This is a genomic window from Actinomadura kijaniata (assembly GCF_014138665.1).
Classification (GTDB): Bacteria; Actinomycetota; Actinomycetes; order Streptosporangiales; family Streptosporangiaceae; genus Spirillospora; species Spirillospora kijaniata.
Genome location: NZ_JACJIA010000006.1, coordinates 343,073 through 363,006, shown reverse-complemented (window position 1 = coordinate 363,006; position 19,934 = coordinate 343,073). Strand labels below are relative to the sequence as shown.

The following is a 19,934-nucleotide window of genomic DNA, read 5'->3' as shown; positions in this document are numbered from 1 at the left end:
CGCGCCGCCGTGGGGATGGAGGAGCTCATCCTGTCCGGCTGGCCCCCGTTGCGGTCACCTGGCTCAGGCGGGCTCGCCGCGCAGCACGAACACGCCCCACCCCAGGTAACGGCGCCCATAAGCCAGATGGGAACGCCGCGCCCGGTCGGCGAACGCCCGCATCTCCCCGGCGCGCGGATCCCCGGGGTGGGCCTTCAACCACTGGTGGACCGTCCACCACTGCGAGGCCACGTACCGGTCCCAGTCGCCGGTGTCGGCGAGCACCATCTCCACCAGCTCGACCCCGGCCGCCTCGAACCGGTCCAGCGTGCCCGCCAGGTCGGCGAACTCGTCGGGCTTGCAGCCCAGCGCCGCATACGCCGCGGGCGGCGGCGTCTCGTTCCAGAACACCTCGCCCACCAGCAGCAACCCGCCGGGGGCCAGCGCGGGACGCATCACCTCCAGCGTCCCGGCCAGGCCCCCGCCGATCCAGGTCGCGCCGATGCAGCAGACCACGTCGAACGCCCCCGGCTCGGCCCGGTGGGCCCCGGCGTCCCCGTGCACGAAACGCACCCGTTCGGCCACCCGCAACTCCTCGGCGCGGGCACGGGCGGCCGACAGGAACACCTCGCTGAGATCCACCCCGACGCCGTGCGCGCCGCGCTCGGCCGCCCAGCGGCACAGCATCTCGCCCTTGCCGCACGCCAGGTCCAGGATCCGCGCCCCCGGCGCGATCCGCGCGACCTCACCCAGCAACCGCAGCCTGTCATCGGTGAACGGGTTGAGAACGCGGTGCTCGGACTCGGCGATCTCGTGCTGCCACAGGGTGGACACCTGTCACGACTCCTCACGGGACGGGAAACGACCGCCCGCCATCATGGAGGGGAGGCCCGGCGCCCGCCAGCCGTTTTCCGTTCGCGGCCGTTTCGCGTTGACGATCGCCGGCCCTCTCTGGACGATGACGATCCAAGGGGCCTCCCGCGAAGGAAGGCGACGACCATGTCCCCACAGCCTGACCAGCAGCCCGAGCAGCGGCCCGAGCAGCGGGCCGAGCAGCGGGCCGAGCAGCGGGCCGAGCAGCGGCCCTTCGCCGTCAAGGCCCTCATCGCCGCGCCCCGCGCCGAGGTCTGGCGGGCGCTGACCGATCCGGCGCTCATCCGCCACTGGTTCGGCTGGGACCACCCGGACCTGGAACGGGAGATCCACCTCACCTTCACCGAGCGTCCCACCCGCACCCCGCCCGACCGCATCGCCTGGGACGACGGCCGGCTCCTGGAGCTGGAGCCGCACCCGACCGGCACCCTGGTCCGGGTGCGCACCCGGCAGCGGCCCACCGGCGGCGACGACGCCCACCACGCCGTCCGCGAGGACTGGCGCTCCTTCCTCCAGCAACTGCGCTTCCTGCTGGAATGCCACCCCACCGGCTCCCGCCGCACGCTGCGCCTGACCGGCTCGGCCGCGCCGGGCGACGTGCTGGACCTGGTCGACGCCGTCGACGTCCGCCACCGCAGCCGCTTCCAAAGCGTGTTCGTCGACACCGACGACGACCTGGTCGTGGTGTCGGCCGACCGTCCGCTCACCGACCCCGGCCCCGCCGACTGCGCCGTCACCGTCAGCGTCCACGACCTCGACCCGGCCGCGTTCGCCCGGGTCCGCGACCGGTGGACGCACCGCTGGCAGGCCGTCGCCAAGGACCCCGCCGTCACCGGCTGACCCCGCGTCCCATCACCGTCCGCGCGAAAGGCTCGCCCGCCTCCGCGAAACGCGTCAGAATGCGCGCAGCCCCGCTTCCCGCACGCGCAGCCGGGAGACGCGCATGAGACCACGCCTCACCGCAGGGATCGCCTCGGTCGCCCTCGCCGCGGCCGCCGCCGGAACGGTCACCGGCCTCGTCCTCACCCCCGGCCCCGGCGACGCGGCCCCGCGCCCCACCGCCACCCCGCCGCGTGCCCCGACCCCCACGCCCTCGCCCGGCGACACACCCGCACGCGCCACCCGCCACCTGGCCCTCAACCTGCCCGCCGCCGACCACGCCAAGGCCGCGGCCCTCGGCTACGACCTGTTCGACCTGGCCCCCGACGCCAAGGCCCTGGACGCCCTCCCCAAGGGAGCCCAGGCGCTGCTGTGGACCGGCGGCACCCCCTGCGAGCCCTCCGCCGGCGCCACCCGCGACTTCACCGCCACCGTCAAGCGGTTCGCCCGGCATCCGCGTGTCTACGGCTGGTACCTGGCCGACGAACCCGACCCCAAGCGCTGCCCCGGCATCACCGCCCGGATCCGCGAACGCGCCGCGATCGTCCACCGCCACGCCCCCGGACACCGCGCGTTCGCCTCCCTCACCGACTGGAACGCCGCCCCGCCGCGCGCCGCCGACACCGGCCTGGACCTGGTCGGCCTGGACCCCTACCCGTGCCGCGCCACCGCCGGGAAATGCGACCTGGAGGTCATCGACCGCATGGTCGGCCAGGCCGCCAGGGCCGGATTCACCCGCGAGAAGATCGTCCCCGTCTACCAGACCTTCGGCCAGCAGTGCGTCACCGGCGCCGGCACCGGGGGCAGGGCCTGGCGGCTGCCCACCGCCGCCCAGCTCCAGGCCATCCTGGACCGCTGGAGGACCCTGGTCCCCGCCCCCGCCTTCGACGTCAGCTACTCCTGGAGCCGCCAGCCCCGCTGGGCCTGCCCCTCCCTGGCCGACGCCGACGGCACCGACGGCCACCCCGACCTGCAGGCCGTCATGAAACGCCACAACACCCGCGACGACACCGGTGACGACACCGGTGACAGGGCCCCCGCCCCGCCCCGCCAGCCCGGCAAACCGCCCGTACCCGCCGGATGGGGAGCCCCCGTCGTCACCGAGGACTTCGACGGCACCCGCCTGGACCCCGCCAAATGGGTCGTCTACGACACCCCCGACGCCCGCGTGAATCCCCGCACCGACGACGCCACCCGCGTCGCCGACGGCACGCTCCGCCTCACCGGCGCCCTGTACGGCGGCAAGGACCTGTCCGGTGGCATCGCCTCCCGCCTCAACCAGCGCTACGGCCGCTGGGAGGTCCGCATGCGCGCCGACCCCGGCAAGGGCTACTCGGCCGTGGCGCTGCTGTGGCCCGAACGCTTCGGCGACCCCGAGAAGGCCGAGATCAACTTCGCCGAGGTCATCGACCCCACCCGCAAGACCACCGGCCTGTTCGTCCACCAGGGCCTCGACGGCGACGAGACCGGCCGCAACGTCCGCGCCGACTTCACCCGATGGCGCACCGTCGCCCTGGACTGGAGGCCCGGCAGCCTCACCTACTGGATCGACGGCCGCAAGGTGTGGCACTACACCGGCCGCCTGCTGCCCCAGCACCCGCGCACCCGCATGGGCCTGGCCCTGCAGATGGACCAGATCTGCGACCGCGGCCCCCGCTTCTGCCGCGACCGCACCACCCCCGCCAAGGTCACCATGGAGGTCGACTGGGTCCGCATCCACCGGCTGCCCGAGACCTGACCCCCGCCACGACCCTTCAGCACAGCAGCAGGCCACGGCCCTCGTCGGCGGCCCGCTGCGCCCAGTCCAGGAACTCCGCCAGCCAGTCGCAGCCCACCGCCTCGGCCAGCTCCTGCTCCAGCGGCGCGGGAAGCAGCACCCGCACCTTCTGCCCGCCCGGCACCCGCCGGTTCCACTCCCGCACCATCGCCACGAACGGCGACCGGTCCTCACCCGGATCATCCGAAGGGACCGCGCCCCAACGCGGGGCGGCCGGCACCACCGGCGGCGTCGCCGCCAGGATCCGTTCGCGCAGCTCGACCAGCTCCGGACGCCGCGCCCAGTGGTTGGTGCGCTCCCCGGCCGCCTCGGCCAGCTCCCGCAGCCGCCCCCAGGCCCGCGCCGTCTCCCGCGCCGTGCGGTGGTCGTGCCAGGCCCGCAGGAACTCCCGGTGCCCGCCCGCCGCAACCTCCTCCCGATGCCGACGCCACCGCCGCACCCGCACCGCCAGCTCGTCCGGCAGGTGACTGCGGTGGTCCGCCGACCGCCACTCCGGGGGAAACGCCTGGTTGAGCACCAGCACCTGCACCCGGTAGGCGTCCTGCCCGCACGCCTCCACCAGGTCGTCCAGCTCGGGCGCGCCCTGCGGAGCCACCGGCGCCGGCAGATGACCGAACTCCTCCGGATCCACCGCCCCGCGCTCCCGGTACCAGGCCGCCTGCGCCGCGACCGCCGCCTCCAGCGCCGCCCGGTCCACGCCCGGACGCGGGCGCATCCACACCCAGTCGACACCCACCCCGGTCTCAGGCCCCCAACGACGCGTAGGCGGCCATCACGATGCCGGCGCCCCGGGTGTCGCCCAGCGTGCCGCCGAGCATCCGGTTCATCACATACGCCACGCACAGGCGCGCGTCCAGGTCGACCACCACCAGCGAGCCGCCCCACCCGCCCCAGAAACACGCGCGCGGGTTCGGCGAGATCGGCACCTCGTCGCTGCGCAGCCCGTAGCCCATGCCGTAGCGCATCGCCACGCCCAGGAAACGGTCCTTGCCGTGGAACTGCTCCTGCAGCACCGCCTCGCACCCGGCGGGCGACAGCAGCCGCACGCCCCGCGCCTCGCCCCCGTTGGCCAGCACCGACTGCACCGCCGCCACCGCACGCGCGTTGCCGTGACCGCCCGCCGCCGGGATCTCCGCGCGCCGCCACGCGGCGGTGTTGGCGGTCGCGGCCGCGAACGGGGGGTTGGCGAAGAACCGGGCCGCCTCCCGCAGCGCCTCCCGCTCCGGTCCCTCCGCCGGAACCGGTGCCGGAATGATCGGTGACACGCGGTGGTCGTGCTCGGGGGCCAGCCCGATGTGGAAGTCGGCGCCCAGCGGGTCGGCGACCTGCTCGGCGAAGAACCGTCCCACCGTCGTGCCGGTCACCCTCCGGATCACCTCGCCCACCAGGTACCCCTGGGTGAAGGCGTGGTAGCCCGCCGCCGTCCCCGGCTCCCACGCCGGCGCCTGCCGCGCCAGCACCGAGGTCGCCTTCTCCCAGTCGTACAGGTCCTCGGTGGCCATCGGCTCGGCCTCCCAGGTCGGCAGCCCGGCGGTGTGCGACAGCAGGTGCCGCACCTCCACCCGGTCCTTGCCCGCCGCCGCGAACTCCGGCCAGTACCGCGCGACCGGGGCGGCCAGCTCCAGTTCGCCCCGGTCGGCCAGCACCAGCGCGCACAGCGCCGTCATCGTCTTGGTGGTGGACCAGCAGTTGACGATCGTGTCGCGTTCCCACGGCCGCGTCCGCTCCTCGTCGGCGTGGCCGCCCCACAGGTCCACCACCGGCTCGCCGTCCAGGTAGACCGCCGCCGAGGCCCCCACGTCGTCGCGTTCCAGCGACGCCGCCAGGGCCTCGCGCACCGCGCCGAACCGTTCGTCACACGTGCCGTGGATCTCCGCCATGAGCGCACCGTAGCCCGCCGCGCCCACCCGCACTAGAGCGACGTTCGGGTCAGTCGGACGCCATCCGCACGCCCAGCCCGATCAGCGCCGCGCCGGTCACCCCGTCGATGGTCCGCCGCACCCGCTCGCGCGAGAACACCTGCCGCAACGCCCCCACCACGTTGGCCACCACCAGGAACCAGGCTCCCGCCACCAGCGTCGCCACCGCCGACAGCACCAGCGTCCCGCCCACCCGCGGATCGTCGCCCAGGAACTGCGGCATCAGCGCCACGAAGAACGCCGCCGCCTTGGGGTTGAGGACGTTGGTCAGCAGACCCTGCCGGAACCCGGCCCACGCCGACGCCCGGCGCCCGCCCTCGGCCGCGGGCTCCACGCCGCCGCCCCGGCGCGCCGCCAGCAGCGACCGCACTCCCAGGTACAGCAGGTACGCCGCGCCCGCGACCTTCACGACGGTGTAGGCGGTCGCCGACGCCGCCAGCAGCGCCGCCACCCCCAGCGCGGCCGTGGCCGCCCACACGAACACCCCGGCCGCGATCCCGGCGGCGGCCGCCATCCCGGCCCGCCGCCCGCCGGTGGCCGCCTGCCGCACCACCACCGCGAAGTCGGGCCCCGGCGCCAGCGCGCCGAGCAGCATCACTCCCGCGAACGCCACCACCTGAGCGAACGTCATCGCATTCCCCTCTCGTCAAAGACCAGAGCATCATGTCAGGGTCGGGCGTGGCCGGAGCGGGCCGCCTCCACCGCCAGCTCCACCGCCGCCGCGGCGTGCAGGCGCGTGGTCGGGAACACCGGCACCGGGCTGTCGTCGGCGCCGATCAGCAGCTCGATCTCGGTGCAGCCCAGCACGACCCCCTCGGCCCCGTCCGCCACCAGATCCCCGATGACGCGCCGGTAGGCCGCCCGCGACTCCTCGCGGACCACGCCCCGGCACAGCTCCTCGTAGATGATCCGGTGGACGGTCGCGCGGCCCTCGGCGCCGGGGACGTCCACGCTCAGCCCGCGCTCCGCCAGCCGCCCCCGGTAGAAGTCCTGCTCCATGGTGAAGGCGGTCCCCAGCAGCCCGACCCGCCGCAGCCCCGCCGCCAGCACCGCGTCGGCGGTGGTGTCGGCCAGGTGCAGCAGCGGCACCGACACCGCCGCCGCGACCGTGTCGGCGACCTTGTGCATGGTGTTGGTGCCGATCAGCAGCAGGTCCGCGCCCGCCGCCTCCACCGCCCGCGCGGCGTCGGCCAGGACCCGCCCGGCCTCCTCCCAGTCGCCCGCGACCTGCAACCGTTCGATCTCGGCGAAGTCCAGCGAGTACACCACGCACCGCGCCGAGTGCAGCCCGCCCAGCCGGTCGCGGGTGAACTCGTTCAGCAGCCGGTAGTACTCGGCCGTCGACTCCCAGCTCATCCCGCCCAGCAGCCCGATCGTCCTCATCGGTGGGCCCCCCGCGCCGGCTCCCGGCGCACCACCCGGCCCGCCAGCGCGGCGACCGCCTTGTCCACGTCCTCCTCGTCGGTGGAGACGTGGAACGCGCACCGCAGCCGTCCGGCCCGCAGCGCGGCCACCACCCCGTGGGCGCGCAGCGCCTCGGCCGTGCCGTCGACCACCGGGACCGACACGATCGCCGAATCCCCCGGAGGCAGCCCCAGCCCCGCCCGGAAACGGTTGGCCAAGGCCACGTCGTGGGCGTGGATCGCCTCGACCCCCACCCGTTCCAGCCACTCCAGCGCCGGGGCCTGCCCCACCCAGCTCGACCAGGCCGGGGACAGGTCCAGACGGCGCGCGTCGTCCGCCAGCCGCAGCGGAGGACCGTACAGGGAGTCCCACACCTCGGCCCCGGCGTACCAGCCCGCCCCGACCGGCGGCAGCTGCGCCAGCGCCTCGCGGCTTCCGGTCAGGAACGCGGTGCCGCGCGGCCCGAGCAGCCACTTGTAGCCGCCGCACACCACCAGGTCCACCCGGTCCACGGGCAACGGCAGCCAGCCCGCGGCCTGCGTGGCGTCCAGCAGGATCCGCACCCCGCACGCCCGCGCCGCCTCGGCCAGCTCCGCCAGCGGCGCGATCCGGCCGTCGGCCGACTGCACCGCCGACACCGCCACCAGATCGACCCGCTCGTCCACCGCCTCGGCGATCCGCTCCAGCGGCACCGACCGCACCGTCAGCTCCGGCCGCGCCAGGAACGGGAACAGCACCGAGGTGAAGTCCTCCTCGGCCACCAGCACCGTCGCCCCGGCGGGCAGCGACGCGGCGACCAGCCCGACGAAGTACGACACCTGCGGCCCGACCGCCACCCGCTCGGCGGGCACCCCCGCCAGCCGCGCGAACGCCGCGCGCGAGCGCCGCACCGCCTCGTCCATCGCCGCCAGGTCCAACGTCCCGGCGGCGCGCGCCCGCTCGGCCTCCAGCATGGCCCGGTGCGCGGCGCGCGGCGGCAGCCCGTAGGCGGCGGTGTCGAGATAGGCGACCTCGGCGGCGAACTCCCGCCGGGCCTCACTGAGGGAAATCCTGGTCGAAATGCTCATACTCCGATGATCCGCCCCACCCCAGCCATAGGGCAAAGTGAGATTTTCTGGCTCACCCCAAAATCTGATTGATACCTTGCGACCATGCTGGACCTGCACCGCGCCCGCGTACTGCGCGAGGTCGCCCGGCTCGGCTCGATGACCGCCGCCGCCCGCGCCCTGTCGTTCACCCAGCCCGCCGTCTCCCACCACATCGCGCGTCTGGAGGCCGAGGTGGGAACGCCGCTGGTGGTACGGCACGGGCGCGGGGTGCGGCTCACCGAGGCCGGGCGCATCCTGGTCGACCACGTCGAGGACGTGCTGGCCCGCACCGCCGACGTGGAGGAGCGCATCGCCGCCATCGCCGGGCTGCGCGCCGGACGCGTGCGCGCGGCGGTGTTCCCCACCGCCGCCGCGGCCCTGCTGCCCGACGCCCTGGCCCGGCTGCGCGAGCGCGCCCCCGGCGTCGCCGTCACCCTCACCGAGGCCGAGCCTCCCCAGGCCCTGGCCCTGCTGCGCGCGGGCGAGGCCGACCTGGCGGTGGTGTTCGCCTATCCGCACTCCCCGCCCGACACCGGCACCCGCCTGCGCGAGATCCCGCTGTACGAGGACCCCATCCACCTGGCGCTGCCCGCCGACCACCCCCTGGCCGGGAAGGGGCGGCTGCGGCTGGCCGACCTGGCCGGCGACCCCTGGGTCTCGGGCTGCGAACGCTGCCGCGGCCACCTGCTGCACGCCTGCGCCGAGGCCGGGTTCACCCCCCGCATCGCGTTCGCCACCGACGACCACGTGGCCGTGCAGTGCCTGGTCTCCCGGGGGCTGGCCGTCACCGCCCTGCCCGGCCTGGCGTTCGCGCTGCACCGCGAGGCGGGCGTGGTGCGCGCCGAGGCCCCCGAGCTGGGGCACCGCCGCATCGCCGCCGTGGTCCCCGCCGGGCCCCGGCCGCCCGCCGTCGCCGCGCTGCTGGAGGAGCTGGCTACCGGCCCGTTCCCCGGTGCCAGGGACCGGTGATGGCGAAGGTGGTGCCCGGGGCGTAGACGTTGACGAACATCGTGCGGCCGTCCGGGGAGAACGTCGCCCCCGCGAACTCGCCGTACTCGGGGGCCTGCGGGGTGCCGATGTTCTGCCGGTTGCGGGCCATCGGGTACACCCGGCGCCTGCGCGTCACTCCGTACACGAACTGCTCGCCGCCGCCGTCCTCGCACACCATCAGCCCGCCCTGCGGGGCCAGGCAGATGTTGTCGGGCGATTCGCCCGGTTTGTTCACATCGGTTCCGGGGCCGAACACGATGACCAGCGTCAGGCGGTTGCGGCGCGGCTCATAGGACCACACCTGCCCGAAGTGGTCGGCCCCGGAGCCCTCCCGCGACCGCGCGTAGCTGGAGACGAAGTAGACCCGGTCATCGCCCCAGTAGCAGCCCTCCAGCTTCTGGGCGTGGGTGATGCCGCCCTTGCCGAAGTCCTGCAACCGGATCGGGGTCTGCCTGGCCAGCGGATCGGGGACCTTCACCCACTCGACCTTGTCGAAGCTGGTCCCGGCCTTCCGCACCACCGACAGGTCGGGCACGCCCGGCACCCGCAGCGCCTCCAGCCGCCCGCCCGCGTGCAGGCTGCCGAACCCGCCCTTGGGCCGGCGCGGCAGGAACCGGTAGAACAGCCCGAACGGATGGGCGAACGCGTCCTCGGTCTCGTACACGATCCCGCTGTGCGGGTCGACGGCGACGGCCTCGTGCTGGAAGCGCCCCATCGCGGTGAACGGCTTGGCGTCGGTGCGCCCCCGGTAGGGGTCCACCTCGAAGATGAACCCGTGGTCCTTGGAGTAGCCGTTGGTCCCGGCCTTGGACTCGTCCTCCTCGCACGTCAGCCACGTGCCCCACGGGGTGGGGCCGCCCGCGCAGTTGACGGCGGTCCCGGCGATGGCGACCCGTTCGGTGCGCACCTTCCCGCCGGAGAGCCCGATCGTGGTGCAACCGCCCTTGGCCGCCGGGTCGTAGGTGATGCCCTTGACGGCGGGCACCGGGTTGCGGGCGGTGGGCCGGTTCTCGTGGTTGCGCACCAGCCACAGCTCGTCGCGACCACGGCCCGGCAGGGCGGTCATGCCGTCATGGTTGCCGGGCACCTTGCCCTGCCCGGACCGCAATGGCCTGCCTTCGCGCGACAGGATCGTGTAACGGAAGCCGCGCGGCAGGTCCAGGATCCCCTTGGGGTCGGGGACCAGCGGCCCGTACCCGTCGGTGCCGCCGACCGCGGCGGCGGCCCGCGCGGCGGGCTCGCTGCCGCCGAACAGCTCCTCCACCGCCCCGGTGAAGGTGATCCCGGCCGCGCCCAGCGCCCCGGATGTGGCCAGCACCTGCCGGCGTGTCACGGTCATGGGGGCACCTCCGCCGCTCGGGAAGCTCGTGAATCACCCGTGTGTAGCACGAGTCACACCGCGGCGAAAGGGGTCATTCCCTCCCCGAACGGCCGGACGGGCGCTCCGGCCGATGGCCGGAGCGCCCGCCGGGGCGTCCCCTGGTTCTTTCCGGGACACAGCAGGACGTATGGGACGCGGTGGGGTGCGTCAGGACGTGGGGTCCTGTCCGACCTCGCCGCGCCAGGCGCCGGTCTCCTGACCGCCGCGCGCCTCGATGAACTCCTTGAACTTCTTCAGGTCGCCCTTGACCCGGCGCTCGACGACGTTGAGCGCGTCGGCGGCCTTCTCGGCGACGCCCTCGGGCTCGTACTCCATCTGCAGCATCACGCGCGTCTGGTTCTGGCCGAGCCGGTGGAACGTCACCACGCCCGCCTGCCGGGGCTCGCCGATGGAGGTCCACGCCACCCGCTCGTCGGGGATCTGCTCGGTGATCTCGGCGTCGAACTCCCGCTTGACCCCGGCGATGCTGGTCGCCCAGTGTGTACGGGTGTCGGAGACCTGGTCGATGCGGTCCACGCCCTCCATGAACTCCGGGAAGCTCTCGAACTGGGTCCACTGGTTGTAGGCGGTGCGGACCGGTACCTGCACGTCGATCGACTGTTCGATCCTGCTCATCGTCGGTTTTCCCTCCTGGGTGCTTGGGTCGAGTGCCCTGCCCGAGGAGGTGCGGGTCAAACACCCAGCGTCGCCAGCGGTGACACCAGACCGGTGTCGAGGCTGTAGTAGGCCCCCACCAGCCCGAGCGCGCCGGAACGCCGCCGTTCGCGCAGCGCCGGATCGGCCTCCAGTGCCCGCACGGTGCGCAGGATCTGCGCGCGCACGGTCGCCTCCACCAGCGCGGCGGGGTCCGCTCCGGACCCGGCCTGGCGGCGGGCGTCGGCGAACGCCGGGCGCAGCGCCGTCACGATCGCGCCCAGCCCCCCGCGCGGCCGGTGCCCGCCGGTCAGCGCGGTCACGGCGGCGGCGACCGCGCCGCACCGCTGGTGGCCCAGCACCACGATCAGCGGGGTGCCGTTCTCCAGCGGCCCGTACTCCACCGACCCGGTCACCAGCCCGTCGAGGGTCTGCGCGCCGGTCCGCACCGCGAACAGGTCGCCGACCCCCTGGTCGAACACCGTCTCGGGCGGCACCCGCGAGTCGATGCACGTCACCACCGTCGCCAGCGGGGACTGCCGGGCGGCGACCTGGCGGCGGCGCCGGTCGCTCTGGTCGGGATGCAGCAGTTTCCCCTCCACCCAGTGCCGGTTGCCCTCGGCCAGCCGGCGCCACGCCTGCGCCGGGGTGAGCCGTTCGTCGGGGTCGCGGTCCACCGCGGCCGCGGGCCGGGTGGCGCGGGCGCACCCGGCGGCGGCCAGGGGAGCCGTGACGGCGGCCGCCAGCCCGCCGCGCAGCAGCGCCCGGCGCAGCGCGTCGGGCGGGGGAACAGAACGGCAGAACGACATCATCGCCTCTTCCTCGACCCCGGCGTCCCCATTGTCACAGCCCCGAGCCGCCGCCGCCCGCCGAACGCGACAGCCGCGCCCCCATCCGGCCCAGCAGCGCGGCCAGCTCGGGCGGCTCGCGGACCTCGAAGTCGATGCCGAGGTAGGCGATGCGCAGCGCCGTCCACTCCAGCGAGTCGGCGGCGGTGCGCAGCAGGCAGGTGCGTTCGTCGACCGGTTCCAGCTCCCCCGGGCTCACCCGGAACCGCTCGGCGACCTCCTCGGCCGGGGCGTGCACCAGCAGCACCGCGCGCGTGGCCGGCCGCGCCCCCGACAGCGAACGCCGCACGAAACCGGCCGGGTCCTCCCCGCCGGGCAGCTCGCGCGGCGCGACCCGCACCCCGGTGGGACGCACCTCGTCCAGGCGGTCGACCCGGAAGGTCCGCCAGTCCTCCCGGTCGCAGTCCCAGGCCAGCAGGTACCAGCGCCGCGAGGCCGCCACCAGCCGGTGCGGCTCGACCAGGCGGCGGCCGTGCGCGCCGTCGCTCCCCCGGTGGCGGAACCGCACGCGTTCCCGGTCCCGGCAGGCGGCGGCCAGCGCGGTCAGCGTCGCCGGATCGGCCCCCGGACCGGCGGGCGGACCGTCCAGCGCCACGGTCGCCTCGTGCAGCGCGGCGACCCGCCGCCGCAGCCGGTCCGGCAGGACCTGCTCCAGCTTGGCCAGCGCCCGCAGCGCGCTGTCCTCGATCCCGGTCACCGCGCCCCGGGCCGCGCCGCGCAGCCCGACGGCGATGGCGACCGCCTCCTCGTCGTCCAGCAGCAGCGGCGGCATCGCGGCCCCGGCCTCCAGCCGGTAACCGCCGATCGCGCCGCGCGTGGCGCGCACCGGATAGCCCAGCTCGCGCAGCCGTTCCACGTCACGGCGCACGGTGCGCTCGCTGACGCCGAGCCGCTCGCTCAGCTCCGGTCCGGTCCGTTCGCGGCGGGTCTGCAACAGGCTCAGCAGCCGCAGCAGCCGCGCCGAGGTGTCGGTGCTCACCCGCCCCAGTATCCCGGGAAATCAGGCCGGAACCTGACCTGATGGCCGCCTAGCGTCACCGCCATGACCCGCCACAGCACCCACATCACGATCACCGGAGCGCGGGAGAACAACCTGCGGGACCTGACCCTGCGCGTCCCCAAGGAACAGATCACGGTGTTCACCGGCGTGTCGGGTTCGGGCAAGTCGTCGCTGGTGTTCGACACGATCGCCGTGGAGTCCCAGCGCCAGCTCAACGAGACCTTCACCTGGTACATCCGCAACCGCCTGCCCCGCTACGAGCGGCCCGCCGTCGACGCCGTCGAGGGGCTGGCCCCGGCCGTGGTGGTCGACCAGCGGCCGATCGGCGGCAACGCCCGCTCCACCGTCGGCACCGCCACCGACATCGCCTCGGTGCTGCGGGTGCTGTTCTCCCGGTGCGGCGAGCCCAGCGCGGGCGAGGCCACCCGGTACTCGTTCAACGACCCGCGCGGCATGTGCCCCGAATGTGACGGTCTGGGACGCGTCGTCCGTGTCGACCCCGACCGGCTCCTGGACCGCGACCGGACCCTCAACCAGGGCGCGATCCGCTTCGAGCCGTTCGCGGTCGGCACCTTCCCGTGGCAGCTGTACGCCGAGTCCGGACTGTTCGACCCCGACAAGCCGCTGCGCGCGTTCAGCGAGCAGGAGATGGAGCTGCTGCTGCACGGCAAGGGCTTTCGCGTCCCCCGCCTCAACCGCACCGGCTCGGTGGGCCACAACGCCTACGAGGGCGTGGTCGAACGCATCGAACGCCTCTACCTCAAACGCGACCCGGACGCGCTGCCCGCCAGGCTCCGCGACGCCACCCGGCGGGTCACCGGCGCCCGGGTCTGCCCGCTGTGCGAGGGCGCCCGCCTCAACCGGACGGCCCTGGCCAGCCGGATCAACGGCCGCACCATCGCCGACCTGAGCCGCATGGAGATCCCCGACCTGATCGCCGCGCTGGAGGAGGTCACCGACCCGGTCGGCGCGCCCGTCGCCGCGGCCGCCGTCACCCGCCTGCGCCGTCTGGAGGCGATCGGCCTGGGCTACCTGAGCCTGGACCGCGCGACCGCCACCGTCTCCGGCGGCGAGGCCCAGCGCCTGAAGGTGGTGCGGCACCTGGGCTCCGGCCTGGCCGGCCTGACCTACGTCTTCGACGAGCCCAGCGTCGGCATGCACCCGAGCGACGTCGGCCGCCTGAACGACCTGCTGGTCCAGCTGCGCGACAAGGGCAACACCGTGCTGGTGGTCGAGCACGACCCCGACGTCATCGCCATCGCCGACCACGTGGTCGACATGGGCCCCGGCGCGGGAGCCGACGGCGGCCGGATCGTCTTCCAGGGCACCGTCGCCGAGCTGCGCCGCGCCGACACCCCCACCGGCCGGTGCCTGCGCCGCGGCGTCCGGCCCAAGGCCGTCCCGCGCGAGCCGACCGGCTGGCTCACCGTCGCCGGCGCCGACCGGCACAACCTCAAGGACGTCACCGTGCGGTTCCCCACCGGTGTGCTCACCGCCGTCACCGGGGTGGCCGGGTCGGGCAAGAGCACCCTGGTCACGCGGGAGCTCCTCGCCCGCCATCCTGGGACGACCGTGGTGGACCAGTCGCCGATCGCGGCCTCCCGGCGGTCCAGCCCCGCCACCCACCTGGGCGTCATGGACGCCATCCGCAGGCTGTTCGCCGAGGCGACCGGCGCCGACATCGGCCTGTTCAGCTTCAACTCCAAGGGAGCCTGCCCCGGCTGCGACGGCAACGGCGTCATCTTCACCGACCTGGCCTACATGGATCCGGTCACCACCGTCTGCCCCGACTGCCACGGCACCCGCTACCGGCCCGAGGTCCGCGACCACACCCTGCGCGGCCGGTCGATCGTCGACGTGCTCGCCCTGACCGTGCGGCAGGCCGCCGACTTCTTCACCGAACCGAGGATCACCCGGCGGCTGCGGCCGGTCGTCGAGGTCGGCCTGCCCTACCTCACCCTCGGACAACCGCTGTCGACCCTGTCGGGCGGCGAACGCCAGCGCCTGAAACTGGCCGGGCACCTGCGCGGCACCGGCGCGGTCCACGTGCTGGACGAGCCGACCACTGGCCTGCACCGGGCCGACACCGACACCCTGCTGGCGCTGCTGGACCGCCTGGTCGACGCCGGCAACACCGTCATCGTCATCGAACACGACCCGGCCGTGGCGGCCCACGCCGACTGGATCGTCGACCTGGGGCCCGGCGGCGGCCGGCACGGCGGCGAGGTCGTCTTCACCGGCACCCCGGCCGCGCTGCTCGACCACCCCACCTCGATCACCGCCCGGCACCTGCGTCAGGCGGCGCGGGGCGGCTCCCGGTAGGGCGGGAACAGGCGCTCGCACTCCCGCCGGACCCGTTCGGCGCGCGCCGGGTCGGCGGCCGGGCAGTGCCGGACGATCCAGCGGCGGACCTGGCGGGCGCGCAGCAGCGGCACCCCGTTGACCGCCACCCGCCGCAGCAGCGGCAGGTCGCCGCCGTGCACGGCCAGCACCGCCCGCACCTCCACCGGCCCGCCCAGCGCCCGCGCCAGCTCCTCGCGGACCCGGCGCGCCTCGTACCGCGCGGGCCGCACCGTGCGTCCGGTGCGGCGCAACCGGCGACCGCGCGCCCAGTTCTTGGAGTCCACCAGCACCACGGTCCCGGCCGGGGTGATCACCAGATGGTCCAGGTTGGCGCGGCCGCGCGGCAGGGCCCGGTCGTGCAGCACCGCGAACCCGGCCCGCTCCAGCGGCCGCAGCAGCCGGGCGGTGCGGCGCTCGCCCAGCGCCCCGCGCGCCCACGACCGCGCGGCGTCGGTGCGGTACAGCCACAGCGTCGTGCCGCCCGCGCCCCACAGCGCCCCCACCAGCAGCCCGGCCCAGCCGCCCAGCAGCAGCCCGGCCGCCGCGCCCGCCGCCAGCGCCAGCGCGACCAACACGCGGCGGCGCGCGCGTCCGGCCGCCCGCAGGTTGCGGTAGCGCTGCCGCGCCGACGCCCCCGCGCCGGAACGCGGCGGACGACCGGGCGGACGACCGGGCCATGACGGACGAAGCGACGTCATGGCGCCACCGTGCCCGCCACGAGCCGCGGGGAACGAAATCGGGAGGGGCTTTGGCGTCATTTGACGCGGTCGTCGAGAAGCGCCGGAACTGGAACGGCGGCGCGGGTGGTCGCCGCCGCTGACCAATTTCGCCCCCCATGTCGACATCAACGGCATTCTCCGGGCAAGGTGGGCACGGTCTTGATCACTCAATGGAGAGGATCGGCGCATGTCCCCCCTGCGCACCTCGCGGCACCGGCTGCGCACTCCCGGCCGGGCGCTGCCCCTGGCGGTCGCCGCCGTCGCCGCGGTCACCCTGGCGGCACCGGCCGACGCCGCCGTCCAGCACCGCTTCACCCCAGGCGCCCCCGGCGTGGGCGACCCCTACTTCCCGCACCTGGGCAACGGCGGCTACGACGTCCAGCACTACAAGCTGAAGCTCGCCTACGACCCCGACCACGACCAGCTCGACGGCACCGCGCGCATCACCGCCCGGGCCACCCAGAACCTGTCGACGTTCAACCTCGACCTCAACGGGATGGACGTCGAGAGGGTCACCGTCGACGGCCGCCGCGCCCACCACAAGCGGCGCGGCACCGAGCTGACGATCACCCCGCGCAAGGGGCTGCGCAAGGGCCGCCACTTCACCGTCGCCGTCACCTACGGCGGCGTGCCCAGGACGATCGTCGGGTCGCCGATCGTGTTCGGCTCGCCCTACGGCTTCCTGCACACCCCCGACGGCGCCTACGTCGGAGCCGAGCCGGACGGGGCCTCCACCTGGTTCCCCGCCAACGACCACCCCTCCGACAAGGCCCGCTACGACTTCTCCCTCACCGTGCCCAAGGGCCTGGGAGCCGTCGCCAACGGCGTGCTGGTGTCCAAGCGGGCGGGGAAGACCGTGCTGAGCCGCCGCCGTTCGGCCACCGACACCGTCACCTACGACTGGCGCGAGTCGGGCCTGATGGCCAGCTACCTGGCGACCATCGACATCGGCAGGTGGGACGTCAAGACCGGCAAGACCGCCGGGGGCGTGCCGATGTACGTGGCGATCGACCCCGAGGTGCGCAAGCTGTCCGCCCCCGGCGGCGTCGACCCGATCGACTACTACTACGACACCACCGCCAAGTCGACCGACCTGTGGGTCAAGCTGTTCGGCGAGTACCCGTTCAACACCGCCGGGGCGATCGTCGACGACGCCCGCTTCAACGACCAGCCGCTCGGCTTCTCCCTGGAGACCAACGGCAAGCCGGTCTACTCGGCGATCCGCCCGGACCGCACCATCGCCCACGAGATGGCCCACCAGTGGTGGGGCAACAGCGTCGGCCCCAGGACCTGGCAGCAGATCTGGCTCAACGAGAGCTTCGCCCGCTGGTCCAACTGGTACTGGACCGAACTGCAGGGCGGCACGAGCGTCGCCGCGCAGGCCCGCGCCACCTACAACGCCAAGCCGTTCCCCGACCCGGCGGGCGCGCCCTACTGGTCGGTCGTGATCGCCGATCCCCAGCGCGACACCATGTTCAACGACCGGGTCTACTCCGGCGGCGGCATGGTGCTGCAGTTCCTCCGCGAGAAGATCGGTGACGAGAGGTTCTTCGCGCTGCTGCGCGCCTGGTACGCCCAGAACCGCGACAAGAACGTGACGACCGAGCAGTTCACCGCCCTGGCCGAGAAGGTCTCCGGGCAGGACCTGGACGAGTTCTTCAGGACCTGGATCTACTCCCCCGGCAAGCCCCCGCTCCCCTAGTCCGTCGGCCGTTCCCGGCCCTGCGGTGCCCGTCCACGCCTTCCCGGTGTGGGCGGGCATCGACTTTGGTCTATGGGCCATGGAGTTTCGGCCGATTCCGCGCCCTCCGCGTACACGCGATCCTGCTGGAGACGTTGCAGGGAACGGGACGTGACGAGCAGGGGGATGACGGTGACCGGTACGGCCCAGGCACGCTGGCTGCTGATGGACGGCGACCGCCGTCTGGAGGTCGAGGCCTCCCCGCGGGGCAAGGCCCGCCGGGCGCGGCTGTACGTGGACGACCGCCGGGTGGCCGAGAAGGAGACCAAGCTCAAGTCGCTCACCTTCGAACCGGCCGACCTCGCCGCCGACGAGGCGTTCGCGCACTTCGGGCCCACGGCGAAGCTCCGCGTCGAGTGGGACTGGCTGGGCGACCCCGGCCGGATCGCCGTGCTGGTGCCCAAGCAGACCGACGACGCGGAGCCCGGCGACGGGAAGGACGGCGATGAGCCGAAGGTCGACCTGGAGAAGCCCGCCGAGAAGAACGACGAGGACAAGCGGAAGGACAAGGAGAAGGAGGAGGCGCTCCGGGAGCTGCTGAAGCGTTTCGAGGAGATCCCCTTCTCCCCGCCCGAGGGCACCCGCGCCCACCGGCGCGAGAAGTTCGCCCGCGAGCACCCCAGGCTGTTCGCGGCCCGGCACGTGATGCTGGCGACCGGGAAGGTGATCTGGCCGCTGCTGGGCATCGGCGTGTTCATCAACCTCAACGTGCGCATCCCCTGGCCCGACATCCCCTTCCCCGAGATCGACCTGCCGGACATCCCCTGGCCCGACGTCCACATCCCGTGGCCGGACATCGACCCGCCCGACGTGTCCCTGCCGGGGTGGCTCCAGGCGATCCTGGCCACCACCAAGTACTGGGTGCCGATCCTCATCGCGCTCGGCATGGCGGTCAGCGAGTACAAGCGCCGCAAGAGGCAGCAGGCGAAGGTCGCCGAGCTGGCCGCCAAGAAGGACGCCGAGCGCAAGGCTGGGCAGAACGCCGGGAACGAGGCCGGGAACGAGACCTCAGCCTCCTCCGAACGCGTCAACCACTGAGCAGCGCGAACAGCCCCGCGCAGGTCAACGCCACCATCACCACCGCTATGGGCAGTTGGCCGCGCAGGGCCCGTTCGGACGGCCCGGTGCGCAGCGCCAGGTCGTGCGCGGCGATCGTGCCCGCGATGTGGCCGAGCACGATGGCGTTCACCTGGACCTGCGCGATCAGCGTCGGCCCGACCAGGTCGTGGTCGACGCGGTTGCCGGTCGAGCCCAGCAGGTTCCAGCCCGCCCCGAACGGGTCGCTGGCCAGGATGACCGTCGTCTGCCCCTCCAGCAGGAAGAACGAGAAGTAGTGCGCCAGGGTGTAGCCCAGCGCGATCGGCAGCAGCGTCGCGGCGAACCGCCCCGGCACCCGCCGGGGGTCCTGGCCGGTGACGGCGGCGCTGACCCGCATCGCGGCCAGGTACAGCACCGACACCGCGCCGATCGCCGCGCCCAGCCCCAGCGTTCCGGCGAGCAGGCTGGAGGGATCGACGTTGTCGCGCCAGTAGGTGGTGCGGGTGATCCCGTCGAACCCGGTCGAGCCGATCAGCACGCACGCGGTGGCGACCAGGCCGGGTTCCCCGGTGTGGCGCATCAGGCCGTGCAGCGGGGTCCGCCACACCAGCGTCCCGTCCGAACGCCGCCCGATCGGGCACATCCGCGCCAGCAGGCCGGAGTAGGCCTCGAAGCCGTCGCCCCGCGTGAACCAGTCCCGGCCGAACCACCACGCCAGCGCCGTGTTCACCCCCGCGTACGCCACGATCAGCGCGCCGACCAGGCGCGGGTCGGAGCGGTCGGGGGCGACCAGCTCCAGCCACACGAACGCCGTGAGCCACCCCGCCGCGGGCCGGTACCCGATCCCGGCGGGCAGCGGGCGGCGGCCGTCCGGGTCGGTTCGGGTCAGGCGGCACAGCCCGGCGTGCAGGGTGCGCAGCGGGTTGACGCGCCGCCACACCGGCCCGAGCAGCACGCTGACCGGCACGAGTCCCACCCAGAAGGTGACGAACAGCGCCCACGGCGCGAGGTTGCGCTCGTCGGTGGGCGGCCCGGCGAACGCCACCACCACGACCAACGCGGTCGCCGCCAGCGCCAGCGCGCGTCCGGCGCCCGTCAGCGCGGGCGCGTCCAGCAGCCGGGCCAGGCGCGGCGACACCGGACGGCCGCCGTCGGGGTGCAGCCGGGGCCGCTTCCAGGCCCAGGTCAGGGCGAGGAACGAGACGGCCACGGCGATCCCGCCGCCGACGATGGCGCTGAGGGCGTCCAGCGGAAGGTCGGTGCGGCCGCCGAGCCCGTGGGCCAGGACGTGCCCCTGCGCGGCCTCTCCCGGCAGCCGCACC

At 74.3% G+C, this 19,934-nt stretch carries 18 protein-coding genes; 6 read left to right on the top strand and 12 right to left on the bottom strand.

The features are described from left to right. Positions 1-63: 63 nt before the first annotated feature. On the bottom strand, positions 64-813 hold the full coding sequence (locus HNR61_RS24435) for an SAM-dependent methyltransferase (protein ID WP_182845500.1): 750 nt from the start codon (positions 811-813) through the stop codon (positions 64-66). 165 nt (positions 814-978) lie between these two features. Here HNR61_RS24435 and HNR61_RS24430 point away from each other — a divergent pair, with 165 nt between their 5' ends. Beyond that, positions 979-1,692, top strand: a complete 714-nt coding sequence (locus HNR61_RS24430; RefSeq protein WP_182845499.1) for an SRPBCC family protein — start codon at positions 979-981, stop codon at positions 1,690-1,692. Between the two features lie 103 nt (positions 1,693-1,795). Beyond that, positions 1,796-3,469: a glycoside hydrolase family 16 protein gene (locus HNR61_RS24425; RefSeq protein WP_182845498.1), complete on the top strand. Its 1,674-nt coding sequence runs from the start codon at positions 1,796-1,798 to the stop codon at positions 3,467-3,469. 16 nt (positions 3,470-3,485) lie between these two features. On the opposite strand, the gene HNR61_RS24420 is transcribed toward HNR61_RS24425, so the two are convergent. Genes HNR61_RS24420 through HNR61_RS24400 form a run of 5 tightly spaced genes read right to left on the bottom strand, consistent with a single transcriptional unit; the run spans position 3,486 to position 7,898 of the window. Then, positions 3,486-4,223 carry a hypothetical protein gene (locus HNR61_RS24420; protein WP_182845497.1) on the bottom strand — a complete coding sequence of 246 codons (738 nt, stop codon included), beginning with the start codon at positions 4,221-4,223 and terminating at the stop codon, positions 3,486-3,488. Between the two features lie 28 nt (positions 4,224-4,251). Further along, positions 4,252-5,388, bottom strand: a complete 1,137-nt coding sequence (locus HNR61_RS24415; protein WP_182845496.1) for a serine hydrolase domain-containing protein — start codon at positions 5,386-5,388, stop codon at positions 4,252-4,254. Positions 5,389-5,437: 49 nt separating this feature from the next. Beyond that, positions 5,438-6,058 carry a LysE family translocator gene (locus HNR61_RS24410; RefSeq protein ID WP_182845495.1) on the bottom strand — a complete coding sequence of 207 codons (621 nt, stop codon included), beginning with the start codon at positions 6,056-6,058 and terminating at the stop codon, positions 5,438-5,440. A 35-nt stretch (positions 6,059-6,093) separates the two neighbouring features. After that, positions 6,094-6,810 (bottom strand): aspartate/glutamate racemase family protein, encoded by a 717-nt coding sequence (locus HNR61_RS24405; protein WP_182845494.1) that lies wholly within the window; start codon positions 6,808-6,810, stop codon positions 6,094-6,096. Further along, positions 6,807-7,898, bottom strand: a complete 1,092-nt coding sequence (locus HNR61_RS24400) for an aminotransferase class V-fold PLP-dependent enzyme (protein ID WP_182845493.1) — start codon at positions 7,896-7,898, stop codon at positions 6,807-6,809. The genes HNR61_RS24405 and HNR61_RS24400 overlap by 4 nt, the downstream gene beginning before the upstream one ends. An 84-nt stretch (positions 7,899-7,982) precedes the next feature. Between HNR61_RS24400 and HNR61_RS24395 the strand changes: the two genes are divergently transcribed. Continuing rightward, entirely contained in the window at positions 7,983-8,888 is a 906-nt protein-coding gene (locus HNR61_RS24395) for a LysR family transcriptional regulator (RefSeq protein ID WP_182845492.1), read from the top strand. Here HNR61_RS24395 and HNR61_RS24390 read toward each other — a convergent pair. From HNR61_RS24390 to HNR61_RS24375, 4 genes are all read right to left on the bottom strand, one after another. Continuing rightward, complete coding sequence (locus HNR61_RS24390; protein ID WP_182845491.1) at positions 8,854-10,248, bottom strand: alkaline phosphatase PhoX; 1,395 nt, start codon at positions 10,246-10,248, stop codon at positions 8,854-8,856. The genes HNR61_RS24395 and HNR61_RS24390 overlap by 35 nt on opposite strands. A 189-nt stretch (positions 10,249-10,437) precedes the next feature. Then, positions 10,438-10,905 (bottom strand): SRPBCC family protein, encoded by a 468-nt coding sequence (locus tag HNR61_RS24385; RefSeq protein ID WP_182845490.1) that lies wholly within the window; start codon positions 10,903-10,905, stop codon positions 10,438-10,440. A gap of 56 nt (positions 10,906-10,961) precedes the next feature. After that, positions 10,962-11,735, bottom strand: a complete 774-nt coding sequence (locus tag HNR61_RS49375) for a carbonic anhydrase (protein WP_281400559.1) — start codon at positions 11,733-11,735, stop codon at positions 10,962-10,964. A 31-nt stretch (positions 11,736-11,766) separates the two neighbouring features. Then, the gene (locus HNR61_RS24375; RefSeq protein ID WP_182845489.1) at positions 11,767-12,750 is read right to left on the bottom strand and encodes a helix-turn-helix transcriptional regulator; all 984 of its coding nucleotides are present in this window, start codon (positions 12,748-12,750) and stop codon (positions 11,767-11,769) included. A 63-nt stretch (positions 12,751-12,813) separates the two neighbouring features. On the opposite strand from HNR61_RS24375, the gene HNR61_RS24370 reads away from it, so the two are divergent. After that, complete coding sequence (locus tag HNR61_RS24370; protein ID WP_182845488.1) at positions 12,814-15,093, top strand: ATP-binding cassette domain-containing protein; 2,280 nt, start codon at positions 12,814-12,816, stop codon at positions 15,091-15,093. Here the strand turns inward: HNR61_RS24370 and HNR61_RS24365 are convergent. Further along, the gene (locus tag HNR61_RS24365; RefSeq protein ID WP_182845487.1) at positions 15,066-15,812 is read right to left on the bottom strand and encodes a nuclease-related domain-containing protein; all 747 of its coding nucleotides are present in this window, start codon (positions 15,810-15,812) and stop codon (positions 15,066-15,068) included. The two genes, HNR61_RS24370 and HNR61_RS24365, sit on opposite strands and share 28 nt — an antisense overlap. Positions 15,813-16,020: 208 nt before the next feature. Here HNR61_RS24365 and HNR61_RS24360 point away from each other — a divergent pair, with 208 nt between their 5' ends. Beyond that, positions 16,021-17,535: a M1 family metallopeptidase gene (locus tag HNR61_RS24360; protein WP_182845486.1), complete on the top strand. Its 1,515-nt coding sequence runs from the start codon at positions 16,021-16,023 to the stop codon at positions 17,533-17,535. A 150-nt stretch (positions 17,536-17,685) separates the two neighbouring features. Then, positions 17,686-18,612 carry a hypothetical protein gene (locus HNR61_RS24355; protein ID WP_182845485.1) on the top strand — a complete coding sequence of 309 codons (927 nt, stop codon included), beginning with the start codon at positions 17,686-17,688 and terminating at the stop codon, positions 18,610-18,612. On the opposite strand, the gene HNR61_RS24350 is transcribed toward HNR61_RS24355, so the two are convergent. After that, positions 18,602-19,933 (bottom strand): hypothetical protein, encoded by a 1,332-nt coding sequence (locus HNR61_RS24350; RefSeq protein WP_312898069.1) that lies wholly within the window; start codon positions 19,931-19,933, stop codon positions 18,602-18,604. The genes HNR61_RS24355 and HNR61_RS24350 overlap by 11 nt on opposite strands. Position 19,934: the final 1 nt, after the last annotated feature.